The sequence below is a fragment of the Zeaxanthinibacter sp. PT1 genome, assembly GCF_028464225.1.
Taxonomy (GTDB): Bacteria; Bacteroidota; Bacteroidia; order Flavobacteriales; family Flavobacteriaceae; genus Zeaxanthinibacter.
Map to the genome: position 1 here is coordinate 875084 of NZ_JAQPCN010000001.1, position 24828 is coordinate 899911.

General features: G+C 44.6%; 21 protein-coding genes and 1 tRNA gene. 9 read left to right on the forward strand and 13 right to left on the reverse strand.

All coding sequences use genetic code 11. The features are described from left to right. The first annotated feature begins 18 nt into the window (after positions 1–18). From PP178_RS03725 to PP178_RS03735, 3 genes are all read left to right on the forward strand, one after another. Entirely contained in the window at positions 19–963 is a 945-nt protein-coding gene (locus PP178_RS03725) for a PorP/SprF family type IX secretion system membrane protein (protein ID WP_272592966.1), read from the forward strand. Between the two features lie 41 nt (positions 964–1004). After that, positions 1005–1364 carry a dihydroneopterin aldolase gene (gene folB, locus PP178_RS03730; protein ID WP_272592967.1) on the forward strand — a complete coding sequence of 120 codons (360 nt, stop codon included), beginning with the start codon at positions 1005–1007 and terminating at the stop codon, positions 1362–1364. Between the two features lie 45 nt (positions 1365–1409). Then, positions 1410–1480 (forward strand) — tRNA-Cys (locus PP178_RS03735). Between the two features lie 35 nt (positions 1481–1515). On the opposite strand, the gene PP178_RS03740 is transcribed toward PP178_RS03735, so the two are convergent. From PP178_RS03740 to rnr, 3 genes are all read right to left on the reverse strand, one after another. Beyond that, positions 1516–2181 carry a LysE family translocator gene (locus PP178_RS03740; protein WP_272592968.1) on the reverse strand — a complete coding sequence of 222 codons (666 nt, stop codon included), beginning with the start codon at positions 2179–2181 and terminating at the stop codon, positions 1516–1518. A 7-nt stretch (positions 2182–2188) separates the two neighbouring features. Further along, positions 2189–2866 carry a head GIN domain-containing protein gene (locus tag PP178_RS03745; protein ID WP_272592969.1) on the reverse strand — a complete coding sequence of 226 codons (678 nt, stop codon included), beginning with the start codon at positions 2864–2866 and terminating at the stop codon, positions 2189–2191. Between the two features lie 64 nt (positions 2867–2930). Further along, positions 2931–5117: a ribonuclease R gene (gene rnr / locus PP178_RS03750; RefSeq protein WP_272592970.1), complete on the reverse strand. Its 2187-nt coding sequence runs from the start codon at positions 5115–5117 to the stop codon at positions 2931–2933. Between the two features lie 628 nt (positions 5118–5745). Between rnr and rpiB the strand changes: the two genes are divergently transcribed. From rpiB to PP178_RS03765, 3 genes are all read left to right on the forward strand, one after another. Then, positions 5746–6177 carry a ribose 5-phosphate isomerase B gene (rpiB, locus tag PP178_RS03755; RefSeq protein ID WP_272592971.1) on the forward strand — a complete coding sequence of 144 codons (432 nt, stop codon included), beginning with the start codon at positions 5746–5748 and terminating at the stop codon, positions 6175–6177. Between the two features lie 63 nt (positions 6178–6240). Next, complete coding sequence (locus tag PP178_RS03760) at positions 6241–7161, forward strand: cation diffusion facilitator family transporter (RefSeq protein WP_272592972.1); 921 nt, start codon at positions 6241–6243, stop codon at positions 7159–7161. Positions 7162–7164: 3 nt separating this feature from the next. Further along, entirely contained in the window at positions 7165–7608 is a 444-nt protein-coding gene (locus tag PP178_RS03765; protein ID WP_272592973.1) for a GNAT family N-acetyltransferase, read from the forward strand. Between the two features lie 46 nt (positions 7609–7654). Here PP178_RS03765 and PP178_RS03770 read toward each other — a convergent pair whose 3' ends face one another. The 5 genes from PP178_RS03770 to rnpA form a co-directional block, all read right to left on the reverse strand. Beyond that, the gene (locus PP178_RS03770; protein ID WP_272592974.1) at positions 7655–8029 is read right to left on the reverse strand and encodes a hypothetical protein; all 375 of its coding nucleotides are present in this window, start codon (positions 8027–8029) and stop codon (positions 7655–7657) included. 135 nt (positions 8030–8164) lie between these two features. Then, complete coding sequence (locus tag PP178_RS03775; protein WP_272592975.1) at positions 8165–9025, reverse strand: fructosamine kinase family protein; 861 nt, start codon at positions 9023–9025, stop codon at positions 8165–8167. A gap of 3 nt (positions 9026–9028) precedes the next feature. Next, on the reverse strand, positions 9029–9985 hold the full coding sequence (locus PP178_RS03780) for an MBL fold metallo-hydrolase (protein ID WP_272592976.1): 957 nt from the start codon (positions 9983–9985) through the stop codon (positions 9029–9031). Positions 9986–10034: 49 nt separating this feature from the next. Further along, positions 10035–11663 carry a S41 family peptidase gene (locus PP178_RS03785; protein WP_272592977.1) on the reverse strand — a complete coding sequence of 543 codons (1629 nt, stop codon included), beginning with the start codon at positions 11661–11663 and terminating at the stop codon, positions 10035–10037. Beyond that, on the reverse strand, positions 11644–12030 hold the full coding sequence (gene rnpA, locus PP178_RS03790) for a ribonuclease P protein component (protein WP_272592978.1): 387 nt from the start codon (positions 12028–12030) through the stop codon (positions 11644–11646). Before rnpA ends, PP178_RS03785 begins: the two co-directional genes overlap by 20 nt. Positions 12031–12156: 126 nt before the next feature. Between rnpA and PP178_RS03795 the strand changes: the two genes are divergently transcribed. Together PP178_RS03795 and PP178_RS03800 are read left to right on the forward strand one after the other, a co-directional pair. Further along, complete coding sequence (locus PP178_RS03795; RefSeq protein ID WP_272592979.1) at positions 12157–14013, forward strand: CBS domain-containing protein; 1857 nt, start codon at positions 12157–12159, stop codon at positions 14011–14013. Beyond that, a complete protein-coding gene (locus tag PP178_RS03800) occupies positions 14010–15194 on the forward strand; it encodes a succinylglutamate desuccinylase/aspartoacylase domain-containing protein (RefSeq protein ID WP_272592980.1) in 1185 nt (394 codons plus the stop codon). The genes PP178_RS03795 and PP178_RS03800 overlap by 4 nt, the downstream gene beginning before the upstream one ends. Positions 15195–15236: 42 nt before the next feature. Here PP178_RS03800 and PP178_RS03805 read toward each other — a convergent pair whose 3' ends face one another. The 5 genes from PP178_RS03805 to PP178_RS03825 form a co-directional block, all read right to left on the reverse strand. Continuing rightward, positions 15237–17114, reverse strand: coding sequence for a M1 family metallopeptidase (locus PP178_RS03805; protein ID WP_272592981.1), 1878 nt, complete (start codon positions 17112–17114; stop codon positions 15237–15239). Between the two features lie 3 nt (positions 17115–17117). After that, the gene (locus tag PP178_RS03810) at positions 17118–18761 is read right to left on the reverse strand and encodes a S8 family peptidase (RefSeq protein WP_272592982.1); all 1644 of its coding nucleotides are present in this window, start codon (positions 18759–18761) and stop codon (positions 17118–17120) included. Between the two features lie 69 nt (positions 18762–18830). After that, the gene (locus tag PP178_RS03815) at positions 18831–19691 is read right to left on the reverse strand and encodes an MBL fold metallo-hydrolase (RefSeq protein ID WP_272592983.1); all 861 of its coding nucleotides are present in this window, start codon (positions 19689–19691) and stop codon (positions 18831–18833) included. A gap of 75 nt (positions 19692–19766) precedes the next feature. Beyond that, positions 19767–21983 carry a SulP family inorganic anion transporter gene (locus PP178_RS03820; protein WP_272592984.1) on the reverse strand — a complete coding sequence of 739 codons (2217 nt, stop codon included), beginning with the start codon at positions 21981–21983 and terminating at the stop codon, positions 19767–19769. Continuing rightward, the gene (locus PP178_RS03825; protein ID WP_272592985.1) at positions 21980–22837 is read right to left on the reverse strand and encodes a universal stress protein; all 858 of its coding nucleotides are present in this window, start codon (positions 22835–22837) and stop codon (positions 21980–21982) included. The genes PP178_RS03820 and PP178_RS03825 overlap by 4 nt, the downstream gene beginning before the upstream one ends. A gap of 115 nt (positions 22838–22952) precedes the next feature. Here PP178_RS03825 and PP178_RS03830 point away from each other — a divergent pair, with 115 nt between their 5' ends. Beyond that, complete coding sequence (locus tag PP178_RS03830) at positions 22953–24818, forward strand: cation:proton antiporter (RefSeq protein ID WP_272592986.1); 1866 nt, start codon at positions 22953–22955, stop codon at positions 24816–24818. The last annotated feature ends 10 nt before the right edge of the window (positions 24819–24828 follow it).

Below are 24828 nucleotides of genomic sequence, written 5' to 3' on the forward strand. Positions count from 1 at the left end.
ACTTAACCAGAATTTATAATGCGCAAAATCCTATTTTCCTTAATGCTTTTTTCAAGTGCATTAGGCCTATATGCGCAGGAACTTACGCTACCCCAGCTATCACAGTACCTGGCAGACAATCCCTATGTGATGTCTCCTACCTATGCCGGCATAGGGGACCACATTAAGATCCGCGTTAACGGTCTCACCCAATGGGTGGGGATCAAGGATGCGCCCGATACACAGTCCCTGGCGGCAGACGCACGGATGGGAAACCGCTCCGGTTTAGGGATGCTGATGTACAACGATAGTAACGGGGAGACCAAGCAGAGAGGGGCACGGGTATCTTTTGCCCACCATCTTACCCTGGATAAATACGATGATGAATTCCTGTCGTTTGGGCTTTCCTATAATTTTAACCAGTTCCGGATAGATATTGAGAATTTTGATAACCCTGATCCCAGCGTTACTGATGATCGGTCCACGACCAATCATAATTTTGACGTAGGCATGCTCTATCGAAAAGACAAATTCTACCTGAGCCTGAATGCCTCTAACCTGCTCGATAAGGACTTGTCTAAATTTAACCCGGTCTTTGAACCTAACCGTTTACGAAATTATTACGTGTATACGGGTTATCGTTATACAAAGAATAAAAACAGCAGGCTGGAAATTGAGCCTTCTGTCTTCTTCCAACTCTTTGAGAGTGATGGCCGTTCCGTGACCGACCTGAACACCAAGTTCCGCTGGTATAATTTTGAAGATTATTACTATGCCGGGGTCACCTACCGTTTTCTCAACGACCAGATCGGGAGCCCTTTGTACATAGCTCCAATTGCCGGCTTAAAGAAAAGCAACCTGTATTTTGGCTATTCTTACCAGATCATTCTCAACGAGATCCTAGGCTTCAGTACCGGTACCCACGTGGTTACCTTTGGAGTTGACCTCTTCCAGGGTCTCAGTAATTGCCGCTGCATGTACTGATTCTGTACGGTTTAGTGTAAATTTGCAGAAATTTATATGCATTGGGAATCATTACCATCAGCAATATCCGGCTCTATGCACACCATGGATGCCTGCAAGAAGAAGCCATTATCGGAAGCGACTACAGGGTAGACCTGGAAGTGGAAGCCAAGCTGGAAAAAGCATCTGTTACAGATGACCTGGATGATACGGTAGATTACGTACACCTCAACTATATAGTCAAAGACGAGATGAAACAACGTGCTAAATTATTAGAACATGTAGGTCAGCGGATCATTGACAGGATCTTTTCCGAAATCGGGCAGGTAGATAAGGTGATAGTTAAAGTGGCTAAATTAAATCCTCCTATCGGGGGCGATGTGGAGAGTGTTGCAGTGACCCTAAAAAAAGACAGGGTGTAAGTTTTTTACTTCGCAGGAAAAAATATTACATTTGCACCACCAGAGGGCATCGTGGCCGAGTGGCTAGGCACAGCTCTGCAAAAGCTTGTACAGCGGTTCGAATCCGCTCGATGCCTCAACAAAAAAGACCTGTTATAAAACAGGTCTTTTTTTATTCCTTGATCATCTCTATACCCTTTTCAAAATTCAGTTTATCCTTGGGCAGGAATCCCTTGGTTACCAGGAAAAGACCGCAGATAATAAGTATGATCCCCAGTACTTTCTTCAGGATCAGTATCCTGGGTTTTGTCAGTTTTCTTTTGAGTTGTTTCGCCAACAGTATCTTGATGAGGTCCATCACAAAATAGGCTCCTAACATACTTCCGAAAAAGACGGTTATCCGCTTAGGGTCGTTATCCACATTAGGGCCTACCACGATCAGTATACCTAACCAGAATACCAATACTCCAATATTGATGAAATTGAGCAGGAAACCTTTTACAAACAGGTTAAAATAACCACCTCTACTGCTTTTATATTTAGCCTTCTCTTTCCCTGTCCCTCGTTTTACAACAACTGTTATACCGTACATCAGCAGGATTACCCCACCAAAAACATAGAGACCGGGTTCATTACTGAGATTCTCCAATAACTGGAAACTACTGAAATAGGCAATACCGATAAAGAGTATATCGGCCAGGAATACACCAAGATCCAGAAACAATGCAGCCCTGAAACCTTTGGTTGCACTTGTTTCCAGTAAGACAAAGAACACAGGGCCGATCATAAAACTGAGTAAGAGTCCTAAGGGTATGGCTGCCTGTACGTCGTCTAGCATAATTCTATTACATTCTTTTTATTCTACCCCCAAAGACGGTTTTCTCATCCATCTTAGCAGGATCCCCGTAAACCAGGACTTCTCCTCCAGCTTTTACGGTAACCTTAGCATAGTCCGTGGCATAGATCTCCGCCGTAGAACCGGCGTTAACATTTACAGTACTGAATTTTGTTTTAAAATTCTTCCCATAATAGATTCCGCCTGTATTTATGGCCACATCCTGCAGGTCTGAAAGACCACGGGCGTTGATAATTCCACCAGTCACAGATTTGATCAGCATCTGTTCTACCTCTGCAGTGATATCCAGTTCTCCGCCTTCCTGCGCTTTAAGTTCCAAAACCTGTTGTTTAATGGTCTTTTCACTACTTATCCTCGCATCTTCATTAACATCAATAACCAGGAGGGGTTGAGTGTAGTGCAATTCCACGAAGGTCCTGTAGCCTGCGAACAGTTTATCTATCTCCATCCTAATCTTAAGAACACCATCACTGTTTACCAGGGCAACCTTATTGGTATTTGCCCCGGTGATCACTGCCTTATTGACATCAGAACGCACCAGCTTTACCGATAGGCCATCATAGACTTTAACCTCTGAAAACTGCTGCAGTTCCTGTGTGACTTTTTGCTGGGCATTGGCCACAGCAATAGTCAAACCGAGGAAAAATAATATCCGTAAGAATTTCATGATATAGGTTTTAGGACCAATCCCTAAGTATAAATATAAGCATCATTGCCACTGTAGCCGAAACTTATTCCACTTTTCCGATCAACGAGAAGTCCAAATGTCTTTTGACTAAATCGGTATCCTTTACCATGACCCGTACTTCATCACCCAGTTGGTATACTTTCTTTTTACGTTCACCGACAAGGGCATATTGCTTCTCATCAAAAACGTAATAATCATCCTTGATATCACGGGTTCTCACCATTCCCTCGCATTTATTCTCAATAATTTCCACATAGATACCCCATTCGGTGACCCCGGAAATAACACCGATGAATTCAGTGTCCTTATGATCTTCCATGAACTTGATCTGCATATACTTGATCGAGTCGCGCTCAGCGCTTGTGGCCAGGTATTCCATATTGGAAGAGTGCTTACACTTCTCTTCGTAGGCCTGGGCATCAGCCGATTTTCCACCGTCCAGGTAATGTTGCAGTAATCGATGTACCATCACGTCCGGGTAACGACGGATAGGTGAGGTAAAATGAGTGTAATAATCAAAGGCCAGCCCGTAATGCCCTATATTATCCGTGGTATATATTGCCTTACTCATAGACCTGATCGCCAGGGTATCGACAAGATTCTGTTCCTTTTTGCCTTTAACGTCTTCCAATAACTGGTTAAGGGAATCGCTGATCGATTTCTTATTCTTAAAATTCAGTTTATGACCAAAACGGGATACGATAGCATTAAGCGCCATCAGTTTATCCTCATCCGGATCATCATGCACCCTGTAAATAAAGGTCTTTTCAGGTTTCTGGCTACCGATGAACTGTGCCACTTTCCTATTGGCCAGTAACATGAATTCCTCAATAAGTTTATTAGCATCTTTTGATTCTTTGAAATAAACTCCAACCGGCTCGTTATTCTCATCCAGGTTGAATTTCACCTCTACTTTATCAAAAGAAATAGCGCCTTGTTTCATACGTTGAGCTCGCATAATTTTTGCCAGCTTATCCATAGTAAGCACTGCATCCACGATCTCATCGGAAACATTATAAGCGCCTTCCCTGATGGAAATTTCCTTAGAGATGGTATTCCCTTTATTTTCTATGATATGCTGGGCTTCTTCATAGGCAAATCTTTCATCAGAATTGATCACTGTACGCCCAAACCATTGCTTGATGAGCTTTGCATTCCGATCGATTTCAAAAATGGCGGAAAAGGTATATTTTTCCTCGTTTGGCCTAAGTGAACAGGCATTGTTGGAAAGTACTTCCGGTAACATTGGAACCACGCGGTCTACCAGGTAAACAGAAGTTGCCCTCTGGTATGCCTCGTCTTCTAAAATGGTATCCGGTTGTACGTAATGCGAAACATCGGCGATATGTATCCCTATCTCGTAATTACCATTTTCCAGTTTTTCAAAAGATAATGCATCGTCAAAATCCTTTGCATCCTTTGGGTCTATAGTAAAAGTGAGAACATCGCGCATGTCTCTTCTTTTAGCGATCTCCTCCTCTTTTATGGATGTGTCTATCTGGTTTGCAAAGTGTTCCACTTCTGAAGGAAATTCATACGGTAAACCGTATTCTGCCAATATAGAATGTATCTCTGTATTGTGTTCACCCGGCATACCCAGGATATCGGTGACCTTTCCTAAAGGTGAAGAAGCGTCTTCCGGCCAATCGAGGATCTCAACAATTACTTTTTCGCCATTCTGTGCCTCCCCGATCTTATCAAGTGGTACAAAAATATCCGTATACATCCGGTGGTCTGTCGGCCTGATGAAGGCAAAAGTCTTCTGCAAATCTACAATTCCTACGAACGAATGTTTTTTTCGTTCCACAACTTTTACAATCTCACCTTCCTGCTTATTGGATTTCTTTTTGGAAAGTACCTGTACTTCTACCGTATCTCCATGAAATGCTCTTTTTAATTTATTATAAGGCACAAATACGTCCTTATCCAATCCTTCTGCAACTACATAAGCATTTCCGCTGGCGGTTACGTCTATCTTTCCAATATATGTTTCAGGAACAAAAGAAACCTGGTATCTGCCTCTATCGGCTTCTTTAATCCTGTCTTTTTCCTTTAATTGACCTAATCGCTTGATTAGCAAGTTCCTGCCTTCCGTATCATTGATATCCAGCTTAGAAGCGATCTGTTTATAATTGAAACTTTTTTTCGGCTCTTTCTCCAAGACAGAAAATATTCCACGAGTTATTTCGTTCTGTCTATGGTTTTTGGCCCTTTTTTTCTTCTTTGACATTCAAATTTTTAATTAGGGGTGAAAATTACGAATTATAATCCAGTGCACCGATTCGTATCACTAAATGCTCATCGTAGTTTAAACTCTTATTAACATCTATATTAATATCTCTTTTCTTTTTATTGTTTTAAAAAATTAAATGGAGGTTATGATAGCTTGTTAATAGTGGGGATAAGATTCTTTTGATTTCCTTGCGTTGAACATTTAAAAAGGTTTACTAACATTTTATACCGGGTAAAACTATCTTAAAATTCAATTCGTTACCGCTGTTATGAACGAGTTTTAATAACCGCTATTAACATCATTTTTTTGATAACTCTGTAGTTTTTTAGTGTTCATACCTTCCTCTTTCATTTGCATATCTTTCTTCTAATTTCTAAGAAATTGATTTCTATCTTTGACTTGTAATTTGTACTACTGAATTTTTTTTGGAGTTAAAAATTTATTCTTTAGAACTTATCCGCTATTCATAAACTTTGTATGGTTTCCGGTAATTTCTTTATTTTCAGTGTATTATAAATTATCTTTAAAATTACATGTTCATAACCCCACCTGGGTGTTTAATTACCGCTATTTTTAATTGGGTCACAGCGGTAGAGACCTTATATAATAGATAAATACCTATAAAATGAAAATAGCAATAGGAAATGACCACGCCGGTACTGAATATAAACTTGCAGTGGTAGGCCTGTTAAAATCTATGGATATAGAAATAGTAAACCACGGGACAGATAGTACAGACAGTGTTGATTACCCTGATTTTGTCCACCCGGTTGCTGAGGAGGTAGAAAAAGGTTCGGTAGATTACGGTATCATTATATGTGGAAGCGGCAACGGAGCTTCCATGACGGCAAACAAACATCAGAAGGTAAGGGCCGCCCTCTGCTGGAACAATGAAATAGTTGCACTGGCCAGGGAACATAATAATGCCAATATACTGAGTCTTCCCGCAAGGTTTATAGCCTTGCCCCAGGCATTGGATATGGTTAAAACCTTTCTCACTACGGAATTCCAGGGCGGAAGGCATGAAAGAAGGGTAGATAAGATACCTTGCATGTAAATGGTAGTGGTATATATCTAGTCCTTCTCTGCTGAGCTACTTTATAAAGAGAACAAATTGCCTATGGCACATTCCCATTCCCACCACGATCATCGTCACTTCCATGGTGATAAGAAAGGAAAGAGGCTATTTATTACCATTTTTCTCAATATACTGATCACCATAGCCCAGGTAGTTGGGGGAATCATTTCAGGGAGCCTGTCCCTCATTTCTGATGCACTGCATAACTTTAGTGATGTCTTATCCCTATTGGTAAGTTATATCGCTAACCTCCTGTCTAAAAAGAAAGCTTCTCCCGGAAAAACCTTTGGTTATAAACGCGCTGAAATCCTGGCTGCTTTTATCAATTCTGCATCATTGATGATCATTTCACTGGTACTTATTAAAGAGGCTATTGAACGATTTATTCATCCTGCAGAAGTAGCTGCAGACCTGGTCATCTGGTTATCCCTGCTGGGTATAGTATTTAACGGGGGTAGTGTATTGTTAATAAAGCGAGATGCCTCCGCGAATATGAATATGAAGTCGGCTTACCTGCACCTGATCACAGATATGCTTGCATCCGTTGCCGTACTGGTGGGAGGTTTGCTGATGAAATGGTACCAATTGTATTGGGTGGATCCTCTTTTAACGTTAATCATTGCCTTGTACCTTATCTATATGGGGTATAACCTGTTGAAATCTTCTACAAAAGTCCTGATGCTCTTTACTCCGGACACCGTACAGGTAAAGGATATTGTAGAACGATTAAATCAGATCCAAGGGGTTAGAAACGTGCATCACCTGCATATCTGGCAACTCAATGAAGATGAGATTCACCTGGAGGCCCATGTAGATTTTCGAAAGGATATTCGCCTGTCAGAATTTGATGAGGTCTTGAAACGGATAAAAGAAGTATCAGAAAAAGAATTCGGGATCACTAATGTGAATATTCAGCCGGAATATGACACCTGTGATGATAAAAGCCTTATAGTAGAACATTGATGCATGAATATTAAAGTAAAGACTTTCCGGGAATTGGAATTACAGGAACTCTATGACCTCCTTGCCTTGCGATGCCGGGTTTTTGTCGTTGAACAGGACTGTCCTTACCAGGATCCCGATGGAAAAGATCATAAAGCATGGCATGTTCTTGGCTATAAGAACGATGATCTTGTTGCCTATACCAGGGTTTTTAAACCAGGAGATTATTTTGAGGAATGCAGTATTGGACGTGTAGTCGTAGCCCGGGAGGAGAGAAAGTATGGTTTCGGGAAAGATATTATGCAAGCTTCTATAGATTTTGTATATGAAAAATTCGGGCCTATAGATATAAGCCTGAGCGCACAAAAATATCTATTGAAATTCTACAGGGATCTCGGCTTCCGGGAAAGGGGAGAAGAGTACCTTGAAGATGGTATACCCCATATGAGTATGGTAAAAAAAATATAGCTGCAAAAGTGCAGCTATATCTGTAGTCTTCGCTTCAATAAGGGTTTTAGATCTTAATAGGCGTCTTATTGGAAAGATTGATATCCTGTAACATGGTATCGGTAAACTTATAATGCCCCCTGGTGGTGATGATCCTGAAACGGTTAGATTTCATTCTGCTCAGCGTATCCAGGAATAACCATTTGGATTTAAGCATTTTTGGTTTTTCTGACTTCAGGCTGATATCGAAGAAATACTTTCTTCCATTCTTTGAAGCCACTATATCCGGTGTTACGGTAGTCCCTGAACTCTTCTTGAGATAGGACTTTGGTGTTTCATACCCTTCCAGATCTGCTTTGATCTCCTTAAAACCCCTTGCTTGAAGGTGTTGGATCGATTTCTCTAAAAATTTCGCGTGATCTGACTTTTCTGCTTTTACCATAGGGTAGAAGATACAAAAAAATAAGGTCTGGGGCAAAGTATACTACCTGATTAACAGGACTTTAATATGCTTAGCGTTAAAATTTATTTCGATAGGGTGCAAAATTATCCTGAGCTAAGAAGGAAGCTTGAAGGATTAAATTCGCCTTTGCAGGATCTGCATGACTGATGATCGGTAGCTGCTACCAAAAACATTGAGATGCATTAGCAAGTAGTAAAGCTGGTACCAATCCTGTCTTATATCAATTCCGGGTTCAACAGGTCTCATCGCTTCGTAGGCCGAGTAGAATTCGGCCGGGAATGCACCGAACAACCGGCTCATCGCAAGGTCTACTTCTGCATGTCCCCGGTAAACAGCTGGATCTACAAGGAAGGGCTGGCCGTCTGTACTGATCATATAATTCCCGCTCCAGAGATCTCCATGGAGCAGGCTGGGTTGTACATTATCCATATACGGGTAGATAGCGGATTCTAAACGGGAAACGGTGGGAACATCACCCGGCAGTAGAAGTTCCTTTTCCAGGGCCAGTTGTAATTGGGGCACCAACCTCCTGTTTACATAGAATTGAGCCCAATTCTTTTCCTGGCGGTTATCCTGTGGCAGGCTCCCGATAAAATTAGCTGATTCTAAACCAAAATCGGGTTGACTAACCCTATGCATGCCGGCGAGTTGCTGTCCTAATAATTCTATTGCTTTTTTAGACGGCTTACCAGCTTCAATATATTCTAAGACCAGGATTCCCTTATTAAGATAGGAACTGCACGCCAGGACCCTGGGAGTGTTGATGGTATTGGTTCTGCGTATATAATCCAGGCCAGTTTGCTCTGCAGCTGCCATCTCGTAACCCTTATCCTGTTCATAGATCTTACAGAAATAACGATCTTCCGTGGTTTCTACAAGAAAAGCCTTTCCTATATCTCCCCCTCTGATATGGTCTGTGCGTTTTACAGCTGTTCCGAGGATATCGTTTAAAACAATAAGGATGTCACGGTCCATATTTTACAAGCGGAATTGCATTCCTTCCCTGCTGATATTGAAGCCAAGTTCTAGCAGTTCGCGACTTGCTTTACTGCCGGCCGATAACAAAGGGTTGGTGTGATTAAAATGAATGAAATATATCTTTTTGCGATCCTCATCTTTAAGTTCACTGAACCGTTCTAAACTTTCAACGACAAAAGGGTGGGGGATCTCTTCCATGGAACGGGAAGGGAGTTCTGAACCGTCATAGAATGTGGCATCCAAAAAAGCGAGATCTACTTTTTTTATCCATGCAGAAATATCCTGTTCCCAGCGGGACCATTTATCGATATCCGGGATAAATAAAGCAGTTCTAGCCCTCCCCTTGATCAGGTACCCGACCGTCTCGGAATATTCATCTCTATGGGGCACATTCAGCGGTTGAACGCTAAGTGCATCAGACAATTTTATTTCTTCATCTTCCCGGATTTCTGAGAGGTTGATATTCCCGTTGTGAATAAGCTGGTCCCATGGGCCATTTTCTTCTAGAAAATCCTGCATTCGCGGCATGGTATAAACCGTGATAGCTTTACTACTGGCTGCTTCTTTTCCCAGGTACATCAGGCCACTGTAGTGCCCTATATGGGCATGCGTGAGAAATATCCCGTCGGGCGGTGCATTTGAATTTCCTGCCTTCTGCTGTAATATTTTCATTTGATCCCCAATATCCGGAGTGGCCTCGAATAAATAGGAAGTACGCTGTGTAGGATCGACCACTCCAAGGGAAACAACTTTCTCATGTTTTGATGGATCGTCCCACCTGTTGCTACAACAACTTTTATTACAACCAATCTGCGGGGCCCCTGCATCCTGGGCTGTTCCAAGAATGTAGAGTTGAACGCCTTTATTCTCAGTTTCAGGAGAAGTTTGCTGTTGCCCACAACTGAGTAATAAAATAAAATAACAACAGCTGTGGATAAGGATTTTGAGTTTATCCATAAGACAAGATCTTTCTCCCTCAACTCTGTTCACAGGCCTGGATACCATCTTAATTCAGAATACCGGCGTAGCGAGATTTATCGGATAACAATTCCCTGGAGACCTGTATGGCATTATCATTTTCCAGGTAATAATCATATAGTCCTTCCCTGTAGAAATAGCGTTTCAGGATCTCATCTTCAAGATTTTTCTCTAATTCTTCCCGGTAAGTATCCAGGGAGGATAATTTTTCTTTTTCAATCTCTGCCAATAGTTGCTGGTAACGGGTATTCATCCCTGCTCCGAGGGCATCCGATCGCGGGTTGCTGATTGCTTCTTTCAGTGCTTTTTCGACTGGTGTTTCAAATTCCAGCCCACGTTGCGATACAAAACTTTTAAAAGACTGGTAATCTTTATCCTGGAAATTGAATTGTGAAAGATCATCCATAGGATTTTGGTAATGATACTGCGTGGCGAAATCAAAGATGAGCAGGTTGGCCATTAGGGCTTTGGTGAAATCATTGGATTTTAAAGCGGTAATTTCCAGGTCGGGCATTACTCCGCCCCCGTCCTGTACCTTTCTCCCATTCCTGGTCTTAAAATCCCTGAACTGGGTATTACGCACGGCATTACCTTGGTCATCCCTGTTCCAGTAATCAAGAGATTGAATACATCTCCCGGAAGGGGTATAATAACGAGAAATGGTTACCTTAAGTTGGGTGCCGTAGGTTAATTTAAGAGGGCGTTGTACCAAGCCCTTACCAAAGCTCCTAGCCCCGACAACCACAGCCCTGTCCAGGTCTTGCAGTCCCCCTGAAACAATTTCACTGGCAGAAGCACTGCTACCATCAATAAGTACCGCCAATGGGATCTCTGCATCCAGCGGTTGGTTCTTGGTCTTGTATTCCCTGTTAAATTTAGACACCTTGGACTTGGTGGTCACTATGAGTTCGCCTTTCGGTACAAACAGGTTACAAACAGCGATAGCTTCAGATAATAATCCCCCGGGATTTCCTCTTAAGTCCAGTATAAGTCTCTTTGCCCCTCTGCCCTTGAGATCATTAATAGCTGATTTGGTCTGGGAACTGGCTTTTTCATTAAACCTGGATAAGACAATATAGCCCGTTTCCGGATCCACCATGTTGTAATAGGGCACAGCGTCAATATCTATCCCTGCTCTTTCCAGGGTAGTTGTATTAGTTTTTCCCTGTCGCAGGTAGGTGATTTCTACCTCTGTATTCTTAGCGCCTTTAAGAAGTTCGCTGGCTCCTTCTTTGTATTCTGCGATACTGATATCGCCGATTTTAAGAATCTCGTCCCCAGCCTTCAGGCCCGCTTTATCCGCCGGGTAGCCCTTATAAGGTTCTATGATCAGTAAACGGTTGTCATAAGAGCGAACCAAGGCCCCAATTCCCGAATATTCCCCGGAATTATTAATACGATAAGCTTCTACATCCTGTTCATTAAGGAATTTGGTGTATGGATCCAGGTCATCGAGCATATTCTTGATGGCAGTATCCATTAATTCGGCCGGGTTGGTTTCGTCCACATAGTTCATGTTCAGTTCTTTGAACAGGGTGGTGAAGATCTCAATTTGTTTTGCGATCTCGAAAAAATCGCCTTTAAAACTACTGCCTGCTACCAGGATCACCAAGGCGAACACCGGTATCAGGATCTTTTTAGTCATTATCTTTTTCATCTCGTTTCGCTAAAAATTTATCGATAAGCAAGCGCATAGACCGGTCCATATCGACCTGGCTGGGGATTTCCTTTCCAAGGTAAATAAATAGAAACGCAAAAGTTTGCTCACTGTTGTTAAAAATAAGGGACTTATGCTTCCGGTAACTTTCGCGCATTAATCTTTTTATACGGTTCCTGTGTACCGCATTTTTAAACTTTCGCTTGGAAACCGTTACACCCGCCTGCACTAAAACTTCGCTGGGAAGAGGAGTTTCCAAATACTGCAGCCGGAGCGGGAATACCGTTAAGTGGCTACCTTCTTCAAAGAGCCGGTTAATAAGCGTGGCACTTTTCAGCTTTTCGTGCCTTGGGAAGCGTTGAGACATATCAGCACAAAAATAGGAATTAAAACGCGGCAAGACCTGCTGATGATATTAATCATAGGAGCATTGCGGCCTGCATTATAATTTGAACCGATATTCTGTTTTGAAAACACTTTAAAAACGGTAAACATGGGAGTAGCAAATGTAAAGGCATTGGAAAAAGGACAGGATCAGCTGTCATACCTCCACAGGCTGTTGGATGATATCAAGGCCCTGGAGATGATGTTAGAGAAAGACCTGATTGAAAAAGTTCCGATCAGAATCGGGGCAGAGCAGGAATTCTGCCTGGTCAGTGATCACTGGGAGCCATCGAACAAGGCTTTGGAAGTTCTTGAAACTATTGATGACCATCATTTTACATCGGAGCTGGCCTTATTTAACCTGGAGATCAACCTGGATCCCCTTGAACTGAAAGAAAACTGTTTTTCCAAAATGGCCGAACAACTGCAAACCTTGCTGGATAAAGCAAACAGAGCGGCTTCTGAACACGGAGATCGGGTACTGCTGACAGGGATATTACCTACCCTGACCCGGAAACACATGGACCTGAGGTACATGACACCGATAGATCGGTACCTGTTGCTCAATAAGAAAGTTCAGGAGATCCGGAAAGAAGCAATAGAGCTCCATATAAAAGGTGTGGATGAACTGAACCTACATCACGACTCTATTATGTACGAAGGATGTAACACCAGTTTCCAGGCGCATTTGCAGATCAACCCGGATGATTTTAAGAACACCTATAACTGGGCCCAGGCCATAGCCGGCCCGGTACTCGCTATCTGCACCAACTCACCAATACTGATGGGTAAAGAACTATGGGAAGAAAGCAGGATTGCACTCTTTACCCAAAGCGTGGATACCAGGGCCAGTACCTTTTTACTGAACGAGAGAGAATCCAGGGTAGGTTTCGGGAATGCCTGGTCTACCGGTACTGCCGCAGATTTTTATAAAGAATCGATCGTAAGGTTCAGGAGCCTGCTCAATACCCTTTCCGATAAGAATACGAGCACCTCCAAGGTAGAAGAGGGTGAAATGCCCGCCTTAGATGCTCTTAACCTTCATAATAGCACCGTATATAAATGGAACCGCCTATGCTACGGGGTAGCCGATGGGAAAGCACATCTGAGGATAGAGAACCGATACATGCCCGCCGGACCAAGTGTAGATGATGAGATCGCTAATATGATGCTGTGGGTTGGCCTGATGAATGGGCGTCCTAAGCACCTGGAAGCCATTGATGAGAAAATGGATTTCAGGGATGCCAAAAGTAATTTCTTCAATGCGGCCCGTTATGGAATGGCCAGCCAGTTCTATTGGGAAGGCAAACGGATATCCAGTAAAGACCTTTTATCCGATGTTTTACTTCCTATGGCCTTCAGGGGGTTATACCGAATGAAAGTAAGCCCGAAGGACGCAGAAAAATATTTAACCATTATTGAAAAACGGATTCGAACTGTCAGTGGTTCCCGCTGGATGGTAGAGGCATATCGTAAGCTGCAACAAACCCACCATATTCCGGACGCTATTCGTATTATGACTGCTACTATATACGAGAGACAGCAGAAAGGGTATACGGTAGATTCCTGGTTGTTTCCCAGGGGAGACGAGGATCTGAAAGGGTTTGAGGATCGCACGGTGGCAGACCAGATGAAAACCAAAGTGCTGACCGCCCAGGACGGGGACAGTGCAGAGCTGGTGCTTCGCATCATGGAATGGAATAATATTCACCATGTACCTATCCTGGATGATAATGCAGACCTGGTAGGGATTCTTTCCGCAACTGATTTTGACACGCAAGAGGAGCAGGAAAAGCTAGAAGTACAACGAGTATCAGAGTTAATGACTACAGACCTGGTCACTGTAACCGAATCTACCCCCCTGAGCGAGGCAAAAAGTATGATGCAATCCAAAATGGTGCACAGCTTACTCGTGGTGCATGGGAAGAAGCTGGTAGGCATTATTTCCGATAAAGACTTAAAATGATCAGCAATCCCCGGTCTCACATCATGGGAGAATTCCGCGGAACGGAACACGGCCCAACCGTGGTTATTATCAGCGGGATACATGGGAATGAGCCGGCCGGTGTCATGGCCCTGGAGGAAATTTGCCGGGAGATCAGGGAAGGGGATATGGAAATCAAGGGCTCTCTTTATGCCCTCAGGGGGAACCTGGAAGCCCTGAGGCAAGGCAAGCGTTTTATTGATGAAGACCTGAACAGGATCTGGCGTAAAGAAAGGATCGAGATGCTCTTCGGATCAAAGACCCTGAATAACGAAGAACGGGCAATGAAGGAGCTACTGGATATACTCCGAACTATTTTTAAAAAATCCTCACCCCCTTATTACTTTATAGACTTGCATTCAACTTCCGGGGATACGCATCCGTTTATCACTATCAATGATGCCCTGATCAATCGAAATTTTGCTCGCTTATACCAACTCCCGATCATACTCGGGATAGAGGAATACCTGTCCGGGCCTTTACTAAATTACCTCAACCTGGAGGGATGGCTTTCGATGGGGCTCGAAGTAGGTCAACACCATGCCCCTGTATCATTAAAAAATGCGGTATCCTTAATTTGGATGACCCTTGTTTTTACGGGGCTGCTAAACCTGTCCCAATGCGCTGACTTTAAAGCGCACCGTATCAGGATTTCTGCATCTGCCGGTGGACTCCGGGGATTCTATGAGATTTTTTACCGGGAACGCATCAGCGCTGGAGACCAATTTAAAATGGTTCCCGGCTTCCGTAATTTTGACCCGGTTGCAGCTGAAACCCTGTTGGCAAACCGCAACGGGAAAGAAATCATCTCACATCGGCGGGGAATACTTTTTATGCCCTTATACCAGGCACAAGGAGAAGATGGGTTTTTCCTGGTACGGGATATTCCGGCCTGGATCTTACAACTATCGGTACTGACCAGGAAGATCAGGTCTAAAGAGATTTTAGCACTGCTGCCGGGCATTTGCATAACCGGGCAGGATCATGCAGATCTATGGGTTACTGCTAAAACTTTTAAAAGGATGGGTAAACCCATATTCCATTTATTGGGCTACCGTTGCACTTTAATGGAGAGTGGTGATTACCGGATGACCAATCGGGAGTTCCGGGCAAAAAGCATTGCTTATAGCGGCGCCCCTTGGAAAAACGGGCTACTAAAATAATAAAGGGGGCAAGCCCCCTTTATTTCTATTCAAAAATATGCCTTATGGCTTATTCTCCTCTTCCGCTTGCCACAGGTTATTACTCCTGTCTACATCGGCCATCAACTGTGATGGATCGATCACGATGGCTGCGATCTCGCTTTTAGGACGGTCCAATTTAAAACTGTATTGTTTCATCGCCCATGGCCAGTCCGGTAAAACAGTCCAGGACAGGTTGGGATAAGGATTGGATTTTTCTCCGCGCATCATCCTGAGTGGGGCATACCTTATTTCCTGGGTTCCGTCGCTGTAGATCACGAGAATGTCCATTGGCATTGGCATTTTCCCGACTCTTTCCAGGATTACCTCCGTGGTCTCACCTTTATCTTCAACGGATTTGACGCCGTAATCTATAGTATTGGTGGTCTGTGTCCAGTCGGTCAGGTACCAGTCCAGTTGCATCCCGGAAACTTTCTCCGCGGTACGCTTTACATCGTTAGGGGTCGGATGCTTAAATTTGAAATCTTCGTAGTACTTACGAAGAGTTTCCATCAGTTCTTCCTGCCCTATCACGTAGCCCAACTGGGAAAGGAAAACAGCTCCTTTACTATAGGCGGCTATACCGTAGGCATAGTTAACATCGTAACGGTCTGCGTGAGTGCTCTGGGGCTCCTCAAGACCGGAATTCACCAGGGCAAAATAACCTTTATACGAATTTTCAAACGGGTTATCCTTACCCTGTTCCATGATGACATTCATGCACAGACTGGATATAAAACTGGTAAAGCCCTCATCCATCCATTCGTGCTTAGCCTCGTTGGTAGCCAGTACATGCTGGAACCAGGAATGCGCCAGCTCGTGTACCATCACCCCTACAAGACTTTCAAAACTACGCTCCCCGGTGATCAGGGTACTCATAGCGTATTCCATTCCCCCGTCACCACCTTGGATAACCGAGTATTGTTCATAAGGATATTCACCGATATTCCGGTTAAAAAAAGTCATGGCCTGGGCCGTCTTTTCCTGTAGTTTCTTCCAGTTTTCTTTAATTTCCGGTTCATCTTCGTAAAAGAAGTGCAGTGTAGGTCCGTTCTCCATCTCCAGGGTGTCGTGAATATAATCCGGATCGGCAGCCCACATAAAATCGTGCACCATAGGCGCTTTAAAATGCCAGGTCAGGGTTTTCCCTTTGTGCTTGGGTTGCTTAACACCCTTGGCCTGGTAACCATAGCCGATCTCATCGGCATTCTGCAGGTAACCACTGCCTCCTACGATATAGGATTTATCCAGGGTGATCTTTACATCAAAATCGCCCCATACCCCGTGAAATTCACGTGCGATATATGGATCGGCATGCCAGCCTTCAAAATCGTATTCAGCCAATTTGGGGTACCACTGGCTCATAGAAAGGGAGATCCCTTCTTCGCTATCTCTTCCCGATCTCCTGATCTGCAGGGGTACCTGCCCATTGAAGTCCATTTCAAAAGTGGTAGATGCTCCCGGCGCCAAAGGCTCGGCCAAGGTCACTTCTAAGACTGTGCCTTCCAGGCTATACTCCAATGGTGTTCCATCCTGGCTGAGGGAAGAGGCTTTTAAATAACCCATTTCTTCAGGTTTCAGCTCAGAAATCCTGCTTTTTCCATCTTCCTTCATCATCCTGCCGTCCGGATCTTTGATACTCTGCAACCGCATATCCATTTCACTTCCGGGTTGGAAAGCATTAAAATACATGTGGTAGAATACCTGGTCCAGTGTATCAGGAGAGTTGTTGGTATAGACCAGTTTCTGGCTGCCCTCGTATTGGAAGGTTTTTACATCCATGTTTACATTCATGGTGTAATCGACATGTTGTTGCCAGTAGGGGGAATTTTGTGCTGTTGTTACCTGGATAGCCAAGAGGGCTACGATTCCCAGCAACAGCGCTTTAGTTTTCAATATCATGTGTTATAGTTTAATTTTTCCTTTGGCCACTTTATCGGCCATTATTAAAGCATTATAAGCGTTCACCATTTTACCGGACCTGGAGATCCCGTCAAAGGACTTGGCTTTAGACTGGTCACCGGCTACCAGTACCGATGATTTGGTGGTTAGGCCGGATTCCATAATGATCTTTTTCACCTCGGAAGCGGAAAGTTTAGGATAATGAGACCATACCAGTGCAGCAACACCGGATACGGCAGGGGCAGCCATCGAGGTTCCTCCCATAAAGTCGTATTCGTTGCCCGGCAGGGTAGAGTATACCTTACCCCCCGGCGCAAAAACATCCACATTCACCTTTCCGTAATTAGAAAAAGTGGCGACCATATCTGCACCGTACTTACTCTCCAGTGCACCCACGGTAATCACGTTATCCGCAAACTCGGGCGTATTGCCTTCCTGGTCATTCGGGTAATTCGGGTTTTCCGGTTTATCCAGGTCCAGGCCATCATTTCCCGCAGCGTGCACGATAAGCACATCCTTTTCTGCGGCATATTTGATGGCATCGTAAACCCACTCTGCGTTAGGGGAGAACGATTTACCAAAACTGGCATTGATGATCTTTGCGCCGTTGTCTACAGCATAACGAATACCAAGGGCGATATCCTTGTCATACTCGTCACCATTGGGAACAGCCCTGATTGCCATGATTTTTACGTTATCGGCAACGCCATTGGCGCCCTGACCATTATTCCGCTCTGCCGCGATGATTCCAGCAACATGTGTGCCATGAGTCTCATCCTCGTGCCTTGGCATAGGGTTACCGTTTCCATAATCAGTATCCGTAATGTCATAAGGGTCATCCCCTACAACAGACCTCCCGTCAAAATCCAGGTTAAAATGGTATTCCAGTCGTTCCGAGAAATATGCGATCCCGTTTTTTAATTCTTCTATTACTTCGGGAATGCTGTCCTTAAAATTGTACATCTGTAGCAGTACCGCTTTATGCTGTTGTAAAGCCTGCTCTTCAGTTTCTATGTCGTATACCTCATCTTCGGTGTAGTCTTCCTTCCCCAGGTGGGCCGACACGGCCTTATCGGCCTCTTTTACAGCCTGCAGGATCTGCTCATATCGACTCTTGTTCTGTAGTGATTCCTGTTTTTCCTCGTCTAGCTTTGCTTGTGCGAGTGCACGAGTAGCGGCATCGTCAAGATCATTCTTCAGGATACGGGTATACTCCAATTGTTCATTATAGGATTCCCCCAAGAAATTATAACCGTGTACGTCGTCCACATACCCGTTCTTGTCATCATCCACACCATTTCCGGGTTTTTCATCAGAATTAGTCCAGATCACTCCGTCCAGGTCCTCGTGCTCAAGGTCTACACCGGCATCAAGCACGGCAACGATAACTGTTTCCCCTTTTTTATTGCCGATAATTTCCCGGTAGGCCTTGTCAACACTCATTCCCGGGATGGTATCCTTGATCAGGTCCAGGTGGCCCCAGTTCTCTTTTTCGGCTTGGGTCAGTTCTGCTGTTTTCAGCGGAACGTTGTCAATATTTTCTACCGGTGTACTTACGATGGAGGTACCTCCACAACTCACCATCAGGAGAAGGGCAGCGGATAAGCTGCTCAACCTGCTTGCGTATTTGATTGTCTTAGGATTCATGTATCTGTTAATGGTTATAAACTATGTTAGGATTAGCTGTACCCTGGCTTTAGCAGGGGACCGCCAAAATTAATTAAATACTTCATCAAACGTAAAAGTATCTTTCAGCCTTACCCCCTTTTCTGTATGTTCTACGGTACAGATCTCGTTATGTGCATCGTGTTCCAGCATAAGGTAATACCCTTCGTCTGCAGCTCGTTTCAGGAAGGCCCGTTTTTCATCAAGGGTCAGTAAAGGCCGGGTGTCATATCCCATTACATAAGGAAGAGGAATATGACCCACGGTAGGCAGAAGGTCTGCCATAAAGACCAATTTCTTGCCTTTGTAATCGAGGTGTGGGATCATCTGTTTATCGGTGTGCCCGTTTACAAACAGTATATCAAATCCCAATTGGGTTTCGGTTTCATAGGTGCCGTATGGCGGCTTAAGGAATTTCAGTTGCCCGCTTTCTTCCATCGGCAACAGGTTTTCTTTCAGAAAAGACGCTTTCTCCCTGGCATTGGGCTGCGTTGCCCATTTCCAGTGGTCCCTGTTGGTCCAGAACGAGGCGTTTTTAAAAGCCGGTTCATAACCGGTCCTGTCCTTATTCCATCTGATACTGCCTCCGCAGTGGTCAAAATGCAGGTGGGTCATAAAAACATCGGTAACATCATCCCTGTGAAATCCATGTTTTTCTAAGGATTTATCCAGGCTGTGGTCTCCCCAAAGGGAATAATAACCAAAGAATTTATCCGACTGCTTGTCGCCCATCCCGTTGTCTACCAGGATAAGCCTTTTACCTTCTTCGATAAGGAGGCACCTGGCAGCCATATCTATCAGGTTATTGGCGTCTGCAGGGTTGGTCCTGCTCCACAGTGTTTTTGGAACAACGCCGAACATAGCACCGCCGTCCAGTTTAAAATTTCCGGTCTCAATGGGGTATAAGGTCATGTCGTTGAAGTAAACAGCATGCAAAATAAGAAATGCAAAAGGGAAACCTGCCTTTGCTTTCAAATATTTAACAGATCAGTCGGCCTGTTGCAGCAGATTTCGCAATTGTTGGCCAAAATAGATCATCTGCTTTATCTCCTGTACGCCTAATAATCTCTCTTTTTTCATGATCAGGAGAGAGTGCCCGTTAGACTCTACATGGTAGTAGGGGTTGCTCTCCAGGAACAGGACGAGCGGATCTGTGAACATAGACCTGATCTGGTTATCATCTTCACCACTGAGGTAGAAGCGTTTGTTAAAATCAGGGTGGTGATCAATATCGATGTCCTTAAAGCCGGCCATCCCGTAGAGCATTTGTAACAGGCCCTCTTTATCCAGGGTGAATACAGGAATCTTATGGTCCAGTTCTATGTGCATGGCCGTGGTCTTTATCACTTCCCTGGCGATGAAAGCACCTTCAGTGAATTCCAGGTCAAACACGCTCATCTGTTCACCGGGTTCTGCAATTCGGTTATAAGAATACCGGATCTCCCTGGTGCGGAAGAAGATAAAATCGGACAGGAAAGAGGCATCGGTCTGTTTTTCGGGCTTGTACATCCAACGGTAATCCCCTGCTGTTGCTTGCAACCCCCTTTGCCGGGACGTAAAGTAGTTTTCGATGGGCTTTAAGGCACCAAAGGGTAAAATCTTGCGCAGTGCAAAGGGGTGAGCACTATCTGTTTCATGCTTATCAAGTCCGATCAGCTCCAGGCTCCCGCCTTTCTTTTTAAAAGTAGCACCATAACTTTCCAAACCTTCCATTACCGTATCGTCCACAAAATTACAGAGTGAAAAGTCTAAGACCACATCAGATTTACCCGGGATGGCATCCAGCTTATTCTTAAGCCGGTAAAAGTTCAGGAAGCTGCAGAAATACTTGACGCTAACATAGTAATTGTCCCCATCCGATTCCTTGTACATCAGGATATTGGGTTTTATCAGGTGACTGAGGAATAAGGAAAGGCTCCGGTTAACTACAACGTGAATTAAAAAAGTAGTCAGTATCCCTATGGTAATCCCGGTAATGAGATTGGTGAATAAAGTTCCCAGGAGTGTGGCGAGGAATATGAGCAATTGTTCCCGTCCTATACGAGCTACTTTTTTAAAGGTGTTCGGGGTAGCCAGTTTATACCCGGTATAGACCAGGATAGCTGCAAGGGCTGCCAGGGGTATCTTTCGGAGTTGCTCCTGGAAGAGTAGCACAAAGGCAAGTAAGAAGGTTGCGTGGAAAAGGTTGGCAGAACGGTCAGTCGCACCATTATTCACATTTACCGAGCTCCTGGCAATCACGGTCACTACGTTCAGCCCGCCGAGAAAGCCGCTCACTGTTGTGGCAAACCCAAGAGCTTTCAGGTCTTTATTTACATTAGAACGCCTGTTCTTGGGGTCCAGCTTATCTACTGCCTTGATTGAGAGCAGGGACTCGATACTTGCGATAAGGGTAATAGCTAATACTGCAAGGATAAAATCGGTATGCAGTGCTTTTCCAAAATCCGGGAAGGCAAGACTGGCCATAACGTCATCGGGGAGGCTGAGCAGAAAACCATTCTCCAGGGGGTATGCTATGTTCAGGAGATCGTAGGTATAACTAATTCCTATAGATAGGATGAGGATCCACATAGGGGCCGGCAGCAAATGAAAATAAGGGTTTCTTAATTTCGGGTACCCAAAGAGGATAAGCAGGCTGATGATACCGATGGCAGCGGCCATGATGCTGCCCTGGCTGGGCTCACTGAACAACTGGATAAAGGAAGCTGGAATGTCCCCGAGCAGGGAGACGATACTTCCCTGCGCCTCCATATTCCCGATCATGATGTGGAATTGCTTGGACAGGATACCCAGACCAATGGCTGCCAGCATTCCCTCAATGGCCGAGGCCGGGAAGAAATCGGCCAATCGTCCCATTTTGGCAAATCCCATTATGACCATGATAATCCCCGAAATAACTATAGCGGCAAGGGTAAAGAGGTATCCCTGGTAAAGATCTCCTTTACCTAAAGTAGTGATGGCAGATAGCAATACGATAACCAGGCCGTTCCCCGGTCCGGTTATGGTAACATTAGAGCCTCCGAGCAGTGCAACCAGCGTTCCCCCTACCACCGCGGCAATGATCCCAGAGATCGGAGGTGCTTCGCTGGCCAATGCCAGGCCGAGTCCCAGGGGTAATGCGATCAGGGAGACCACGAAGCCCGAGAAGAGGTTCTTGGGCAGATCAGCTGCCTTTCCCTTTATGAATTTATTCTTTTTCTTCACGGTTTGTTTCTTACGATCAAAAGATCTGTGGGCAGATCAGACAGTATATATTCAATATCATGGGTAAATACCCGGTCAATAAGCCGGGTACTGTTCGGGGCATTCATCACTAAAAGGTCTGCCCGTACCACTTCGGCATAATGGCCTATGGAATAGCCGCGACGCCCAAAAATACTTTGGTTCTTCACCTGTATCCCTGAACTAATATTGGAAGGAAGTTCTTTGACCAGGTTCCGAACCCGGTATTCTTCCCGGTGTTTTAATCTTTCTTTTACAATATTGGCCCGCTTCAGGGAGCGATCATCCTCTACGGTTACATGGATGTCTTTCTGGCGAATTTCCTCAACTATGGTCAGCTGTTTTGCACCGAGTACAGTTGCAGCATAGAATGCTGTACCTATAGTCAGCGGGGTGTCCGGTGCATCCAGGCCATTGACCACCACGTGCTGGCAGGGAACCCTTTCCAGGGAGGGTTTGATGAGGAGCATTACGGAACAGTTCACCTTACGTGTCAGCTTGCGTGCTATACTGCCCACATAGAACTGGTAGAGATTTTCGTGTTGCAGGGCTCCAAGGATAAGCAGGTCTATATGCAGTTCCTCGCATGCACCCGTTATGACAGGAATAGGAGCTCCTTCCCGCCAATGGATGTCTACCGGGACATCATTGTATTCGGCCCGGTTAAGGATTTCTTCAATTTTCCTTTGCTTGCTTTCGGTTTTATCTCCTACATGCAACAGCACCAGCCGGGCTTTAAAGAAATGCGATAAGCGGATGGTTTCCAGTATATTTACCTCCAGGTTCGGCGAGAAGGCAAAGCCGAACAGGATACGTTTAAAGCTGAGGTATTGCATGGAAAAGGCTCCGTTTTGCGGGCAATATAACACATAATTGCCTAACCGGTTTAGGCATATATAGCATTACCTTTGGGAATCAAATAAAAACTGTAATTTTCAGAAAAAAGATCTTATGGTAGAATTAGCGGGAATAATTATCCTTGGAATCCTCGCCCAATGGGTGGCATGGCGATTAAAGCTGCCGGCAATCTTGCCCCTTATTCTCATCGGGCTTCTCGTAGGACCTATCGCTACACTATTTACAGAAAAAGGTCAGAAACTGATAGAACCCACCTGGAACGGATCTATAGGATTGTTCCCAGGGGACAGCTTATACTATTTTGTTTCCCTTGCGATCAGTATTATCCTTTTTGAAGGCGGTCTAACCCTCAGGAGATCTGAAGTAGCCAACATAGGTCCGGTAATTACGAAACTGATCACTGTAGGCACCCTGACAACCTTTATTACAGCAGGAATTGCCGCGCACCTGATCTTTGGGCTCAGCTGGCAAATATCCTTCCTGTTTTCATCCCTGATCATCGTTACCGGGCCAACCGTGATCACGCCTATACTCCGGAATATCCCGCTGAAAAAAGACGTGTCTGCAGTGCTAAAATGGGAAGGAATCCTTATTGATCCCATCGGTGCACTTGTGGCTGTATTGGTATACGAGTTTATCAGCGTAGGAGATGGGGAGACCTATACCATGAAAGGATTGATCGATTTTGGAAAGATCCTGCTTTTCGGCTTTACATTCGGATTCACCTTTGCCCATGCACTCGCATTCGTGATCAAGAAAAACTGGATCCCGCATTACCTGCTCAACGTGGTAGCGCTATCCACGGTATTAGGTGTTTTTGTAATGTCTGACCAATTTGCACACGAATCAGGACTGCTCGCGGTAGTGATCATGGGAATGGTATTGGGAAACACCAACCTGCCCAACTTGAAGGAGCTGTTGTACTTTAAAGAATCACTCAGCGTGCTGCTGATCTCCATACTGTTCATTTTACTGGCTGCCAATATTAATATGGAAGACCTGTACCTGATCTACACCTGGAAAACAGCCCTCTTATTCGCCATCATCGTTTTCCTGATCAGGCCGATCGGCGTGTTCTTAAGTGCTTACGGGTCGCACCTCACATTCAAGGAACAACTGTTTGTCGGCTGGGTAGGTCCAAGGGGTATTGTAGCTGCCGGTATCGCATCATTATTTGGGTCTAAGTTGCTGGCCAGAGGAGAAGTTGGGGCAGAGTATATTACCCCGCTGGTCTTTATGATCGTCCTGGGAACCGTATTGCTAAACGCCACCACTGCGCGAATGTTTGCCCGAATGGTAGGCGTATTCCTGGAGAAATCTGAAGGAATCCTCATTATCGGCGCCTCAAAAACCTCCAGGCTGATTGCAGAATACCTGCACGCGAACAGCAGGCACGTAGTATTGATAGACAATAACGAGATCAACATAGAAAAGGCGAAGAAACTAGGGCTGGAAGCGATAAAAGCCAATATATATTCGGATACCCTGACCGATAATATTGAGCTGAACGACATGGGCTACCTGATGGCACTGACAGGTAATTCCGAGATCAACGATTACGCCATAGATAAGTTCAGGGACCAGTTTGGGGAGAACGGATCTTTCCGCCTGGTTAATGCCGATGAAATGAAAGACCCGGAGAATAACCCGAGAGAAGGGCTATTCTCGCATACGGACGACTTTATTAAGTTGATGGAGACTACCCGGAAGTTCCCTTATATCCACGAGATCGAGATCAATGACCAGAAACACTATGAAGGCCTTATAGAGATGACTAAGGCCGATGATGATATCATCCCCATATTCCTGAAATTTCCAAACGGGGAGCTCAATATCATCCCGTCATACAGCAAGGAATTCACAGATATTACTGAAGGATACAAACTGGTATACCTGGGGAAGAAGTTGCAGGTAGAAAAGACTTCTGAAACCAAACAAAAAGAAAAGACCGGGAACTGATCTGCAGTGC